At 58.1% G+C, this 14511-nt stretch carries 13 protein-coding genes; 8 read left to right on the top strand and 5 right to left on the bottom strand.

The features are described from left to right. Positions 1-123: 123 nt before the first annotated feature. From WAO69_RS10125 to WAO69_RS10105, 5 genes are all read left to right on the top strand, one after another. A complete protein-coding gene (locus tag WAO69_RS10125) occupies positions 124-1311 on the top strand; it encodes an ABC transporter substrate-binding protein (RefSeq protein WP_422178638.1) in 1188 nt (395 codons plus the stop codon). 91 nt (positions 1312-1402) lie between these two features. Beyond that, positions 1403-2185, top strand: a complete 783-nt coding sequence (locus WAO69_RS10120) for an ABC transporter ATP-binding protein (RefSeq protein ID WP_422178636.1) — start codon at positions 1403-1405, stop codon at positions 2183-2185. 172 nt (positions 2186-2357) lie between these two features. After that, entirely contained in the window at positions 2358-3104 is a 747-nt protein-coding gene (locus WAO69_RS10115) for an ABC transporter ATP-binding protein (RefSeq protein ID WP_422178664.1), read from the top strand. A gap of 4 nt (positions 3105-3108) precedes the next feature. Beyond that, positions 3109-4116 (top strand): branched-chain amino acid ABC transporter permease, encoded by a 1008-nt coding sequence (locus WAO69_RS10110; RefSeq protein WP_422178634.1) that lies wholly within the window; start codon positions 3109-3111, stop codon positions 4114-4116. Continuing rightward, positions 4113-5417, top strand: a complete 1305-nt coding sequence (locus tag WAO69_RS10105) for a branched-chain amino acid ABC transporter permease (protein ID WP_422178632.1) — start codon at positions 4113-4115, stop codon at positions 5415-5417. The genes WAO69_RS10110 and WAO69_RS10105 overlap by 4 nt, the downstream gene beginning before the upstream one ends. Positions 5418-5509: 92 nt before the next feature. Here the strand turns inward: WAO69_RS10105 and WAO69_RS10100 are convergent, their stop codons facing one another. Beyond that, positions 5510-7051 carry a helicase HerA-like domain-containing protein gene (locus WAO69_RS10100; RefSeq protein ID WP_422178630.1) on the bottom strand — a complete coding sequence of 514 codons (1542 nt, stop codon included), beginning with the start codon at positions 7049-7051 and terminating at the stop codon, positions 5510-5512. Positions 7052-7533: 482 nt separating this feature from the next. Between WAO69_RS10100 and WAO69_RS10095 the strand changes: the two genes are divergently transcribed. Continuing rightward, positions 7534-8118 (top strand): invasion associated locus B family protein, encoded by a 585-nt coding sequence (locus tag WAO69_RS10095; RefSeq protein WP_422178628.1) that lies wholly within the window; start codon positions 7534-7536, stop codon positions 8116-8118. Positions 8119-8176: 58 nt separating this feature from the next. Here the strand turns inward: WAO69_RS10095 and WAO69_RS10090 are convergent, their stop codons facing one another. The 4 genes from WAO69_RS10090 to WAO69_RS10075 are packed head-to-tail and all read right to left on the bottom strand — an operon-like array spanning position 8177 to position 12459. Next, positions 8177-9391 carry a beta-ketoacyl-[acyl-carrier-protein] synthase family protein gene (locus WAO69_RS10090; protein ID WP_422178626.1) on the bottom strand — a complete coding sequence of 405 codons (1215 nt, stop codon included), beginning with the start codon at positions 9389-9391 and terminating at the stop codon, positions 8177-8179. A 22-nt stretch (positions 9392-9413) separates the two neighbouring features. Further along, a complete protein-coding gene (locus WAO69_RS10085; protein WP_422178624.1) occupies positions 9414-9674 on the bottom strand; it encodes an acyl carrier protein in 261 nt (86 codons plus the stop codon). A 32-nt stretch (positions 9675-9706) separates the two neighbouring features. Beyond that, positions 9707-10798, bottom strand: a complete 1092-nt coding sequence (gene lpxD, locus WAO69_RS10080; protein ID WP_422178622.1) for a UDP-3-O-(3-hydroxymyristoyl)glucosamine N-acyltransferase — start codon at positions 10796-10798, stop codon at positions 9707-9709. 44 nt (positions 10799-10842) lie between these two features. Further along, on the bottom strand, positions 10843-12459 hold the full coding sequence (locus tag WAO69_RS10075) for a L,D-transpeptidase family protein (protein WP_422178620.1): 1617 nt from the start codon (positions 12457-12459) through the stop codon (positions 10843-10845). 320 nt (positions 12460-12779) lie between these two features. Between WAO69_RS10075 and WAO69_RS10070 the strand changes: the two genes are divergently transcribed. Together WAO69_RS10070 and WAO69_RS10065 are read left to right on the top strand one after the other, a co-directional pair. Next, entirely contained in the window at positions 12780-13346 is a 567-nt protein-coding gene (locus tag WAO69_RS10070; RefSeq protein WP_422178618.1) for a YcbK family protein, read from the top strand. Positions 13347-13402: 56 nt separating this feature from the next. Further along, a partial coding sequence (locus tag WAO69_RS10065; protein ID WP_422178615.1) for a HalD/BesD family halogenase occupies positions 13403-14511 on the top strand: 1109 nt, incomplete at its 3' end.

Raw genomic sequence — 14511 nt, 5'->3', positions numbered from 1 at the left:
TACGTCAAAACGCAAGTGGCAGAATTGTGATCCGAAGTTTACCCTGCGAAAACCCTTTCCTTTACTGGCGTTCTTGCTACTGTTCGCGCTGAACAAAAAACAGTTCCAAAACGGGAGTGAAAAATGAAGAAACTGCTTATGGCAACCGCTGTAACGGCACTGATGGCTGGAACCGCATATGCGGAAGAGGTCAAGATCGGCATCATCCTGGGCTTTACCGGCCCGATTGAATCGCTGACACCCTCCATGGCAGCCGGTGCCGAACTGGCGATGAAAGAAGTCACCGATAGCGGTCTGCTGCTGAATGGGGCCACTGTGACGCCTGTGCGCGCGGACAGCACATGTGTTGACGCAGGTGCCGCCACTGCGGCTGCCGAACGTCTGATCACATCGGATGGCGTCAAAGGCATCATGGGCGCGGATTGTTCCGGCGTAACCGGCGCGATCCTGCAAAACGTGGCCGTGCCGAACGGCGTCGTCATGATCTCGCCCTCGGCCACCAGCCCCGGCCTGAGCCACGCCAACAACGAAGACAACGGCCTGTTCTTCCGCACAGCACCATCGGATGCCCGTCAGGGTGTCGTGATGACAGAAGTACTGATGGAAGAAGGCATCACCGAAGTTGCCGTGACCTATACAAACAACGACTATGGCAAGGGTCTTGCTGACGCTTTCCAGGCCGCTTTCGAAGCAGCCGGTGGCACTGTCACCATCAACGCAGCCCATGAAGACGGCAAAGCGGACTATTCCGCTGAAGTCGGTGCACTGGCATCCGCCGGTGGTCAGCGTCTGGTTGTGGCCGGTTACGTGGACCAGGGCGGTTCGGGCATCGTGCGCGCAGCACTGGATTCCGGTGCGTTCGACACGTTCCACTTCCCCGACGGCATGATCAGCGCACAGCTGGAAGCCAATTTCGGCGACGAGATCGAAGGCTCCACCGGTCAGCACCCCGGCACCGACAGTGAAGGCGCGGGCGTATTCGCCGAGATGGTCGGCGACAGCTTTGATGCAACATCGCCTTTCACTCCGGAAAGCTATGACGCCGCAGCCTTGATCATGCTTGCAATGCAGGCCGCCAACTCGATGGAGCCTGGCGACTACAAGGATCATATCATGGATGTCGCCAACGCCCCCGGCGAACAGATCTTCCCCGGCGAGTTGGCCAAGGCGCTGCAAATCCTGCGTGATGGCGGCGATATCGATTATGTTGGCGCAACTGCCGTGGAACTGATCGGACCCGGTGAATCTGCAGGCAACTATCGCCAGATCGTTGTCCAGGATGGCAAAATCACCACGGCGAAGTTCCGTTAAGCGGAAATAGGTCAGATGATGCGGCCCGGACCTTGCGGTCCGGGCCGTTTTTGTATCAGTTGATACAACTCATGGGGTTCTGGGGGGTGCGATGATCGTCGTTGAAGACGTCCACAAGCATTTTGGCGGCTTTCACGCTGTCGACGGGGCGACACTGTCGATCGCCGAAAAGTCCATCACCGGTCTGATCGGACCGAACGGCGCGGGAAAGACGACTCTTTTCAATGTGATCGCTGGCGTTCTTAAACCAACGTCGGGCAAGGTTTCGATGATGGGCGAAGACATCACCGGGCTTACCCCGCATGAACTGTTCCACAAGGGTCTGTTGCGCACGTTCCAGATCGCACATGAGTTTTCTTCGATGAGCTGCCGCGAGAACCTGATGATGGTTCCGGGCACGCAATCGGGCGAAACGCTGTGGAATACCTGGTTTGGCCGCAAACGGATCGCGGATGAAGAACGCGCATTGCGCGCAAAGGCCGACGAGGTGCTTGAGTTCCTGACCATTGAACATCTGGCCGATCACAAGGCCGGTCAGGTATCCGGTGGTCAGAAGAAACTGCTGGAACTGGGGCGCACCATGATGGTGGATGCCAAGATCGTGTTTCTGGATGAGGTCGGAGCCGGTGTGAACCGGACCCTGCTGAACACCATTGGCGATGCGATTTTGCGCCTGAACTCAGAGCGCGGATATACCTTCGTGGTGATCGAACATGACATGGATTTCATCGGTAAAATCTGTGACCCGGTGATCTGTATGGCCGAGGGCCGGGTTCTGGCCCAGGGCACTCTGGATGAGATCAAGGCAAACGAGCAGGTGATCGAGGCCTATCTGGGCACCGGTCTCAAGAACAAGGACAAGATCGGCGCATGATCCGGCATTTGCATGGCTTCATCCGCATCGACACGCCCTCACAGCCGGGGCCGGTCGCCATCGCCCGTCCTGGCGCAGTTAACGGAATGGAGCGGACATGACCTCCAACCCCTATCAGAACGACCGCGGCAACAGGGATCGCTCGATCACCAAGGAAAGCCAGAGCACGTTCATGGCGTCGCCCGGCACCGGTCAGGCCATGGATACACGCCGTGCCTTTCTGGTCGGCGACACGATGACCGGTGGCTATGGCAAAGGGCCGGACATTCTGCACGATTGCACCATTGCGGTCGACCCCGGCGAAATCGCGGTGATCGTCGGGCCAAACGGCGCGGGCAAATCCACCGCGATGAAGGCGGTGTTTGGCTTGCTGGACGTGCGAAAGGGATCCGTGCGGCTGGACGGCGAGGATATCACCCATCTCAGCCCTCAGGACCGCGTGGCCAAGGGCATGGGATTTGTTCCGCAGACATCGAACATCTTCACCTCGCTGACCGTGGAAGAAAACCTGGAAATGGGCGCGTTCATCCGCAAGGACGATTTCCGCGGCACCATGGCTCAGGTCTATGATCTGTTCCCGATCCTGAAGGAAAAACGCTATCAGGCAGCGGGCGAACTTTCGGGCGGTCAACGCCAACAGGTCGCTGTGGGCCGCGCGCTGATGACCCAGCCCAAGGTTCTGATGCTGGACGAACCCACCGCCGGGGTCAGCCCGATCGTGATGGATGAGCTGTTTGACCGGATCATCGAAGTGGCCCGCACCGGCATTCCGATCCTGATGGTGGAACAGAACGCGCGTCAGGCGCTCGAGATCGCAGACAAGGGCTATGTCCTTGTCCAGGGGCGCAATGCCTATACCGGAACAGGGAAAGAGCTGCTGGCCGATCCCGAAGTCCGCAAATCCTTCCTTGGGGGTTAGTGCCATGGACCTGCTGAACGCTATCGTCGCGCTATCAAACTTCGTTCTTATCCCGGCCATCGCATATGGCAGCCAGCTGGCGCTTGGTGCACTCGGGGTGACGCTGATCTATGGCATCCTGCGGTTCTCCAATTTTGCCCATGGCGACACCATGGCCTTTGGCGCGATGGTGACGATCCTGATCACATGGTGGATGCAATCCGCCGGCATCAGCCTTGGACCATTGCCCACTGCCCTTCTGGCCCTGCCGTTCGGCATCCTGGGCTGTATCGCGCTTTTGTTGTTTACGGACCGGGCTGTTTATAAATTCTACCGCACGCAAAAGGCCAAACCGGTGATCCTTGTCATCGTGTCCATGGGCGTGATGTTCATCATGAATGGTCTGGTGCGCTTTGTGATCGGCCCGGATGATCAGCGCTTTGCCGATGGTGAGCGTTTTATCATCTCGGCGCGCACCTTCCGGGAGATGACGGGTCTGGACGAGGGTCTGGCCTTTCGTACCAGCCAGGGGATCACGATCGTGACCGCAGTCGTGGTGGTCGCGGCGCTGTTCTGGTTCCTGAACCGCACGCGCACCGGAAAATCCATGCGCGCCTATTCCGACAACGAGGATCTGGCGCTCCTCTCTGGTATCAACCCGGAACGGGTCGTGATGTATACTTGGATGCTGGTGGCAGGCCTCGCGACAATCGCCGGCGTGCTTTACGGACTGGACAAGAGCTTTAAACCCTTCACCTATTTCCAGCTGCTTTTGCCGATCTTTGCTGCGGCCATTGTGGGCGGTCTGGGCAATCCGGTCGGTGCCATCGCGGGTGGCTTCGTGATCGCCTTTTCCGAGGTCACGATCACCTATGCCTGGAAGAAAGTCGCAGGATATGTTTTCCCGGCATGGGAGCCGGACGGTCTGATCCAGCTTCTGTCGACCGATTACAAATTCGCAGTCAGCTTTGTGATCCTCCTGATCGTGCTGCTCTTCAAGCCGACAGGCCTGTTCAAGGGGAAAGCGGTATGAACGATACTCTCAGAAACACCGGCCTCTTTGCCATTGTCGGCGTGATGATCCTGATCACCGGATTTTCGCAAAGCTGGAACTCGGCCCTTTTGATCCTGAACATGGGGTTGATCTCGGCCATTATGGCTCTGGGTGTGAACCTCCAATGGGGATTTGCCGGCCTGTTCAATGTCGGTGTCATGGGCTTTGTGGCCCTTGGCGGGCTGGCCGCCGTTCTGATCTCGACCGCCCCCGTGGATGAGGCCTGGGCTGCGGGTGGTCTGGGGGTTGTCACGGCACTTGTGATGGGCGCGGCAACCATCGCCGGCGCAGTGCTGATCATGGCCAAAATGGCACCGGGACGCCTGCGTACCCTGGCGGTTCTGGCCATGCTGATTGTGGGCTTCTTCCTCTATCGCGCGGTATTTGACCCGGCCGTACAGGCCATCGAGGCCATCAATCCGGCCCAGGCGGGCAACATTGGCGGACTTGGTCTGCCGATCCTGTTGGCCTGGCCCGTCGGTGGATTGCTGGCAGCAGGGGCCGCCTGGGTTATCGGCAAGACGGCACTGGGTCTGCGGTCAGACTACCTTGCGATTGCCACCCTGGGCATCGCCGAGATCATCATTGCGGTGTTGAAGAACGAAGACTGGCTGGCGCGCGGCGTCAAGAACGTCATCGGCCTTGACCGCCCCGTACCCTATGAGGTCGATCTTCAGAACGATCCGGGCTTTGTGGAAACCGTCACAGGGCTGGGTATGGATCCGGTCACCGCCTCTTCTCTCTATGTAAAGCTGGGATACTCGCTTCTCTTCACATCCGTTTTGATCATTCTTCTGGTCGGCGCACAGCTTGCTCTCAACAGCCCCTGGGGCCGGATGATGCGCGCCATACGGGACAACGAAGTGGCAGCCGAAGCCATGGGCAAGGACGTCACCGCCCGCCATCTGCAGGTCTTTATCCTCGGCAGCGCAATCTGCGGGATCGCAGGCGCAATGATGACCACTCTGGATGGTCAGTTGACACCCGGCACCTACCAGCCGCTGCGATTTACCTTCCTCGTCTGGGTGATGGTGATCGTGGGCGGTTCGGGCAACAATTTCGGAGCGGTGCTTGGCGGCTTCCTGATCTGGTTCCTCTGGGTTCAGGTCGAACCGATGGGGCTGTTCCTGATGCAGACGATTACTGCCGGCATGGCCGACGGCAGTTGGCTCAAGGAGCACCTGATGGACAGCGCGGCTCATATGCGCCTGCTGACCATGGGGCTTATCCTGCTTTTGGTGCTCCGGTTCAGTCCCCGAGGTCTGATCCCGGAAAAATAGGGCAGCTTGCGAATTGCACGTGAAAAAACGGGCGGGGCATAAGCCACCGCCCGTTTTTCTTGATCGACAGATTTGCCAGAGGGGCGTTGCGCTCAGCGCCCTTTGAACAGCCCACCCAGAATGCCACGCACGATACGACGGCCTGTTGTGCCGCTCAGTTCTTTGGCAACCATCTCGGTCATGGCACTACCAAAGCTTGGCGGTGCCTTGGTGGAGCGGGACGTCGAGCGTGGCACGCGCGCCCCGGAATAGCGCCGTCCTGCATTGAATTCGCGCGCCGCCGGTTCCAGGTCTTCGACCGCTTCTTCGGCTTTCTCGGCCTCTTTGGCTGCATCTTCAGCGCGTTTGGTAAGGATCTCATAGGCGGATTTTCGATCGACCGTCGTGTCATATTTCCCGGACAGATCCGAGGCAGCCATGAGCCGCGCGCGTTCATCGGTCGTGATCGGCCCCAGTTGCGAGGAAGGCGGACGGATCAGCGTCCTCTCGACTATTCCCGGCACACCTTTGTTTTGCAGCATGGAGGTAACGGCCTCGCCCACACCAACCTGGCTGATCGCCTCTTCCGTGCTGAACCTGGGGTTCTCACGGTAGGTTTCCGCCGCCAGGCGCAAGTTCTTGCGATCCTTGGCTGTGAAGGCACGCAGCGCATGCTGCACCCGATTGCCCAATTGCCCAAGGATATCTTCGGGCACATCCGCAGGGTTCTGCGAGATAAAGTACACCCCAACGCCTTTGGAGCGGATCAGTCGCGCAACCTGTTCGACCTTGTCCACCAAGGCTTTGGGTGCATCATCAAACAGCAGGTGCGCCTCATCGAAAAAGAACACCAGCTTGGGTTTGTCCGGATCGCCCACTTCGGGCAGTTCCTCGAACAACTCGGACAAAAGCCACAGCAGGAAGGTCGCATAGAGACCCGGTGCCGCCATCAGCTTGTCTGCCGCAAGGATGTTGATGGACCCGCGCCCATCCGACATGGTGCGCATCAGATCGCGCAGTTCCAGAGCAGGTTCGCCAAACAGTCCGGCACCGCCCTGATTTTCCAGAACCAGCAACCGGCGCTGGATGGCTCCGATGGATGCCACTGAAATGTTGCCATAGCGCAAGCTGAGAGACTCGCGGTTTTCGCCGGCCCAGACCAGCAGTGCTTGCAGATCCTTGAGATCAAGCAAGGGCAGCCCCTGCTCATCGGCCACGCGAAACGCGATGTTGAGAATGCCTTCCTGCGGCTCGGACAACTCAAGCAGGCGCGACAACAACAGCGGGCCCATCTCCGAGACCGTGGTGCGCACCGGATGACCCTGTTCACCGAACAGGTCCCAGAACGTCACCGGGAAAGCCGAATAGGCAAATGTATCAAAGCCGATCGTTGCCGCCCGTTTCATGAACGGTTCATGAAGCTTGTGATCCGCCGAGCCGGACTTGGCCAACCCGGAAAGATCGCCTTTCACGTCTGACAGAAACACCGGAACACCAGCCTGCGAAAACCCCTCTGCCAGGATCTGCAACGTGACGGTTTTCCCGGTCCCCGTTGCCCCGGCAATCAACCCGTGCCGGTTGGCATATTTCAATGCCAGTTCCTGTTTGTCGCCATACTCCGGCCCACCGCCGCCGATGAAAATCGAGTCCTGCACCCGCCTGTCCCTTTTCCTGTTTTGTCACCGTTCCGCATGAACATACAGTCTTAACAGTTTGCTGCCATAGTGTTTGTAGTTCGTTCCTCGCAAGAGGGATGAATGGACTTCCTCCCTGTCAGACTGGCCGCACCTTCGGGTGCGGCTTTTTTGTCCGACTCGCCTCAAGTCAGGTGGTTAACTCGTGAATATCCCTGAGAAAATTCGCTCGTTGACACAAAATTCATGAGTTTGACTGTTGACCGACGCAATCTGCTTTCGTAACGTCAGCGCAATTACTAAGTCGGCCAGTCCGGCGGGGAGAAAAAATACAGAAAGAGGATCGGCTTCGGTCCTCTTTTTGTTTGGGCAATGCCGCCTGCTGCTGCATGCTCACTATTGTATCAAATTGCCTGAATAGACGACAAATCCGGCCTGACACTGTCGCTTACCCATGATAAATCTCCTGCAACTCGCAACCAATGACAATAAACGAGATACCCATGTTCAGACATCTGATGCCCTTGTCGGCAGCCGCCCTTCTGGCACTTACCGCTCCGCTGGCCGCGCAGGAAACCTCACAACAGGCGCCGGTCCTGGATCTGGGCCAGCCCGTTGCACAGGAACCCCAATTGGGCGAACGCTATTCCCTGGAAAAATTCGGTGATTGGGACATGGCCTGTATCAAGACCAATGCAGAAAAGGACCCCTGCTCGATCCTACAGGTGCTGGTGGATGGTCAGGGCAATCCAACCGCCGAAGTCTCGCTCTTTCGGTTGGAAGGCGGCGGGCAAGCGGTTGCCGGAGGAACCATCGTGGTGCCTCTGGAAACACTGCTGACGGCGCAGGTTACGATGTCGGTCGATGGGGGCAACGGCAAGCGCTACAATTACTCCTTCTGCAGCCAGATGGGCTGTGTCGCGCAAGTTGGCTTCACTCAGGAAGATATCGACGCATTCAAGCGCGGCAATGCAGCGACGCTTACTCTGGTCCCTGCCCCTGCCCCCGATCAGCGCGTTGTTCTGACCATGTCGCTGAAGGGCTTTACCGCAGCCTATGACGCGGTGGATGTGGTACCGGCCAACTAGCGCTGAAACGCTTTTGGAAAGAAACGAACCGCGCACCCTGAACGGCGCGCGGTTTTTTTCATGCCTGGAACCGGCGCAATGCCAGAACCGCGTTCATGCCGCCAAAGGCAAAGGCGTTGGACAGAGCCACGTCGACCTTGATCTCGCGGGCTTCGTTTGGCACCACGTCCAAGGCGCATTCCGGATCAGGTTCTTCATAGCCAATCGTGGGTGCGACCACCCCATCGCGCAAGGCCATGATACAGGCCAACAGCTCAACCGCACCAGTGCCACCGATCAGATGCCCATGCATGGATTTGGTCGATGAAATCAACAGATTGTCCGCATGCGGTCCGAACACGTCAGCAACCGCGGCGCATTCGGTCTTGTCATTGGCCGCCGTTCCGGTGCCATGGGCATTGATATAGCCCACTTCATCGCGGTTGACCCCGGCATCAGCCAGCGCTCCGGCCATCGCACGCGCGGCCCCCTGTTTGGAGGGCATCACGATATCGGCCGCATCCGAGGTCATGGCAAAGCCGGACATTTCGGCCAGGATCTCGGCCCCCCGCTTGCGCGCGTGCTCAAGCTCCTCGAATACAAAGACCCCTGCCCCTTCGCCCTGCACCATGCCGTTGCGATTTGCGCTGAACGGGCGGCAGGCATCCTTTGACATCACCCGCAAGCCTTCCCAAGCCTTGACGCCACCAAAGCACAGCATGGATTCCGACCCGCCGGTGATCATCACCGGGCTCATGCCCGAGCGAACCATCTGAAAGGCCTGAGCCATTGCGTGATTGGACGAGGCACAGGCCGTTGCGACCGTGAAAGACGGCCCCTTCAGGTTCCACTCCATCGAGACATGCGAGGCAGCGGCATTGTTCATCAGCTTGGGCACAACAAAGGGATGCACCCGGTTCTTGCCGTCTTCATAAACCACGCGGTAGTTTTCATCCCAAGTGCTGACACCGCCCCCCGCAGTTCCCAGAACCACACCAGATTTCGCGGCCAGGTCCCCGCTGAACTCAAGCCCGGATTGACCGATCGCTTCGCGCGCAGCAGTCAGGGTAAACTGAGTGAAGCGATCATAAAGCGCCATTTGCTGACGGTTGAAACGCCCCTCGGCCTCAAAGCCCCGCACCTGCCCGCCGATCTTGATTGCCAGACGATCGACATCGCGAAACTCAAGCGGACCGATGCCGCATCGCCCTTCGCGCATTGCTTCAAGCGTTTCGGGCACCGAATGTCCCAACGCATTGATCGTGCCGGCCCCGGTGATGACCACGCGCTTCACGAGACTGAGCCTGTCGGGTGGATCATCCGGCCTGCTCTGCCGTCAGTTTCTCAATTCCAGCGACAATGGCCGCCACGGTGGAGATGTCGAAATCGCTGGCCTGAGGTTCATTGGCATTGAAGGGGATCGAGATATCGAACTCTTCCTCAATGGCAAAGATGCTTTCGACCAGCCCAAGACTGTCGATGCCCAGATCCGCCAGAGTGCTTTCCATCGTCACATCAGACGGCTCAAGCACCGCTTGATCGGCAATGATCGCAATCACTTTGTCTTTAATACTCATGGCCGTGACCTCCGCGGGAGCTTGGCGGTCATTTAGTCATTCGGACCGGATTTGAAAACCGCCTTTTGCAATGCAGCAATGTCGCGCAACACCCGCGGCAGGCGGCGCAGCGATTTATACGCCTCAATCTGTGCGTCCATCTTGGTCGCAGGATAGCCCAGAACGACCCGCCCTGCCGGAACGTTTGACAACACTTTGGACGCACCTCCGGTGATGGCGCGGTCTCCGACAAACAGATTGTCACCGATCCCGGTCTGGCCGCCCAAGACGACATTGTTCCCGATCCGCGACGACCCACCGACGCCCACCTGGCCACAAATCAGCGTGTCGTCGCCAATGATGGCGTTATGGCCAATGTGAACAAGGTTATCGAGTTTTGTGCCATTGCCGATAATCGTGTCGCGGATCGTTCCGTTGTCGACCGTGGAGTTTGCTCCGATCTCGACATCATCTCCAATGCGCACCGCCCCGAGCGAGTGAATGCGGGCATAGCTTTGCGCGATCGTGTCACCCTGATCGCCAAGCGTTTCACGCACCGCTTCGACGGCTGACGGTTCGGGGGTGACAAAGGAAAACCCGTCACCGCCGATGCGGATACCGGGCTGTGCCACGAAACGCGCGCCAATCTGCGCCCGCGCGCCGATACTGACATGCTCGCGAAGCTGCGCCTGGGCCCCTATGACCGCATCTGCGCCCACAAAACATTGCGGTCCGATGACAGATCCGTCTCCGATGGAAGCGCGTGCAGAGATCACCGTGAAGGGACCAATGCTGACGTCACGGCCCAGAACCGCACTGGGATCGATAATGACAGAAGGATGAATACCGGATGCGAAATTCTGTCCGGGGTCCATCATTGCGGTCAATCCAGCCATGGCAAACCGTGGCCGCGTGGGAAGGATGGCCGCCCGCAGGCCAAGCGCCTGCCAGTCGGCCCCCTGCCAGAGCACAGCCGCCTGCGCAGACCCTTTCGACAGAGCCTCGGCATATTTGGGGTTTGACGCCATCGCCAGCTGATCGGCGGTCGCGCTTGCAGGTTCTGCCACTGAAACAATGTGCAGGTGGGTTTCACCAACCGCGTCGGCACCGATAGCCTCGGCTATCTGAGCAATTGTAAATGACATCGAACCCGGCTCCCAAAGCTGATCTTCTTGCCTTGGGTCAGTGATTACCCCTGAACGTCGCGCAGAGCCACCCCTGCATCACTCAGCGCAGACCAAATCTTGGCATCGCGCCCATAGACATCGCGGCGATACTCGATCCGGCCCTTCTCATCCGTCTGGGCTGTACGATAGATCAGGTGCACCGGCAAGGGCTGAACCAGATCGACGCGGGTTTCTATGCCTGATTTCAAGACATGCTGAAAATAGGCTTCGGGCTCGTCTTCCTGCGCAGCAAGCAACGCATAGGCAAAGTCAAACGGGTCTGCCAGACGAATACACCCATGGCTGTAGGCGCGCACTTCGCGGGCAAACAGACTCTTTTGCGGCGTGTCATGCAGGTAGATGTTGTACTTGTTGGGGAACATGAACTTGACCAGACCCAGCGCATTCTGGTTGCTGGGAGGCTGGCGCATGTCAAACGGGAAGTTGCGCGTAGAAAAGCGGGTGAAATCCACCGAACCGCGATCAACCCGTCGCCCACGTGAATCCGTGATCACCAGATGGCTGACAGCGTTGGGGTTCTGTTGCAGCTTGGGCAGGTACTCCTTGGTCGCAATCGATCGCGGGACGAACCAGCTCGGGTTCACGACCATATGCTCCATGACATCGGAAAACTCGGGGCTGCGGCGATCGGAAACATTCTTGCCGATGACCGAACGTGTGCGGAACGTCTCGTGACCGTGGTCGATGATGCGCGCGTGGAAATCCGCCAGGTTGACGAGGATATGGCGATCTCCGCGATCCCGGTTCAGCCAGCGTTCGCGTTCCAGGGCCACGAGGATAGACCGCAGCCGCATCTGCGGTTCGACGTTGATCTCTTCAATCGTGCCCTCTCCGGCAACACCGTCGACTTCCAGACCATGGCGTGACTGAAACAGCTGCACGGCCTTTTCCATGTCCGCATCATAGACGCTTTTGACGTTGCGCTCGATGTAACCCATGGCGATCAGACGGTTGCGCAAGGTCACAACATCAGGCCCCTGGGCACCGGGCTTGAGGGCTTCGGCGCGCACTTTCGGCCCCCAGCCACCATTTGCAATCAACTGCTCCATCAGTAGCTTTTGCTTGAGCAGAGCGCGGTACTCGCGGGTTGCGGGCACAAGGCTATCCATGAATTCAGAGGGATCGCTCTTGCCTGCGACGTTGATCAGATAGGATTTGCGGTCCCGGTACGGAATCTCGCGGACAATCCCTTCATCTATGCGCGATGGAACCAATGCCCCGGTCTGGATGTCGCGGGCATATTGCAGAAAGGTCTTGGAAATCTCGACTTCGAGGAATCCAAGGTCGCGGGTGGTGCGCGCGTCGCGCATCCGTTGCATCAGCCCATCCTTGTCATAGCGCGCAACGGGCAACCCATGTGTCTCGGCCTCGTTCAGAGCCGTTATCAAAGCCTTGCGCCGGGCCAGGTCGTCCGCCTCGGCGTCGGTCCAGATCGCCTCGAACCCGGTGGAGCGATAAAACGCCGCCACATCCGCATCGCGTGCCGCCGCTTCGGCTATGGCTTGTTTGAATGCGGTGACCTGCGCCTGTGCGGGTGAGCCCAGCAAGAAGGGCGCGGCAAAGGTGGTGGCTGTAAGGCAGGCAAGAACACTGGACCGTTTAAAGAACTTTGAAATCATTTTCTGGCTTCCTGAGGCGGCAAAATCTTCAACTGAATCAATTGTGAGCGCAGTAAACATGACTTGTCTAATCACATTTGCAACACAGCGCGGGCAACGCGTCATGGTGGTGCAGGACTGCATCTGTTCGCGTCGAATCCAGCCAAAAACATATTTTGCGCGAATTTTCGCCGAAAATTCTGGTTACAGAAACGAAACAAAACTGACGGCTTGGCTCGAGAATCGGGCTGTGCCATAAACAGTCCATCATCTGGGGATGGCAACTATGGCGCGCGTAACATCGCGCGCAGGCAGGTAATTAGCGTACGGGACACGCAACCATGAATGATATTTCGACCGGCTTAAGTCGGCGCGCTCTGCTTGGTGCGTTCGCAGCGACAGCAGTAACAGCAGCCCCCACCTTCGCCAGCGCAGCAGGCTTTCTTCGTGGTGGTGGCGATATTCGCAGAATTCGCATGTATTCAGGCCGCACGGGCGAACGGATCGATATGGTCTACTGGATCGACGGCAAATACATCAAAGACGCATTGCAAGAAGTGAACCACTTCATGCGTGACTGGCGCACGGATGACATCAAATCCATGGACACCCGCATGGTGGATATCATGGCTGCGGCCCATAATCTGATGGATGTCAACGAACCCTACATGCTGCTGTCTGGCTATCGCAGCCCTAAAACAAACGCGATGCTTCGCAGCAGATCAGGAGGCGTTGCACGCAATTCGCTTCACCTCAAGGGTCAGGCTGCCGATTTGCGACTGTCCTCACGCTCGGTGTCCCAGATGGCGCGCGCAGCGGCTGCCTGCAACGCAGGTGGCGTCGGAAAATATTCGCGTTCGAACTTTGTCCACATGGATTGCGGCGACGTACGTTCCTGGGGCGGTTAACCGGTCACACGATCCATGCGATTTCATGATTGGGCCCCTCTCGGGGCCCTTTTTGCATGGCCAAGACCCCATTTGACGCGCGCCAGACACCCTGCAAGAGCCTGCAGTTTGCACCAAACGCAGACAGCCCTGGCGCGAACCGCCTTCACCGGCAACCTCGATCCGAAGCAGATACTGGCAAACAGCCCGCCTCGGACCGGGCTGGACAACCAGCGAGTATTCCTCAGCCGAGTTTGAATGCCTGTTTCGTCCGCGCCGATTGGGGAGTTTGTCGCATTTGGGCGAGATTGTTTATCGGAAAATGTTTGGGCTGGGCAAAACTCATCGAGGTTTCCATGGCTCATCAAGACTCAAGACTGATCAATCTGGCGCAGTATCCGATCCAATGCGACGGCCCTGAGCGCGACGCCCTTCTTGCAGGGGTTCGCGAAGCCCTGGCACGCGATGGCTGCGCCGTGTTGAAAGGCTTCCTGACCCAGCACGGCATCGAGGCCCTCAGGCAAGAAGCAGACAGCGTCGCTCAAAAGGCGCACAGATCCTTTGGCAGGACGAACGCCTATTTCACGAAAGATGATCCGACCCTGCCCCACGACGATCCTCGTCGCCAGTTTTTTGATCGCTCCAATGCCTTCATTCCTGCTGATAATTTCTCAAAAGAGGGTGCGTTGCGCTCCATTCAGGATTTCGATGGTTTTGATGATTTCATCAAAGACTGTCTGCAACAGGATAAATTCTACCGCTATGCTGATCCTCTTGCGGATGTCATCGTGAACATGGCTGATGAAGGCAACGGTTTCCCTTGGCACTTCGACACGAACAACTTCACCGTCACCCTGGCCATCCAGAATGCCGAGACTGGTGGTGCCTTCGAATATGCGGCCGGAATCCGCGAAGGAGATGAGAACTTTGACGAAGTCAGGCGCGTGTTGAATGGCACGTCTGACAAGGTAACGGTGCTGGAGCTGGAGCCCGGAGATTTGCAACTGTTTCGGGGGCGGTATTCCTTGCATCGGGTTGCACCGCTGGGGGGAAAAAGACCCCGTTATGTCGCCATTTTTTCATATGTCGAAGAGCCGGACATGGTTGGCAGCCCGGAACGAACAGAACAGCTTTATGGCAGAACTCTGCCTGTGCATTGGGCAAGAGCGGGCAAGCGCGCGGATGC

The organism is Aestuariivita sp., assembly GCF_049276915.1.
In the GTDB taxonomy this organism is placed as follows: domain Bacteria; phylum Pseudomonadota; class Alphaproteobacteria; order Rhodobacterales; family Rhodobacteraceae; genus Aestuariivita.
Note: the sequence above shows the minus strand (reverse complement) of the source record. Positions and strands in the feature narration are given on the sequence as shown.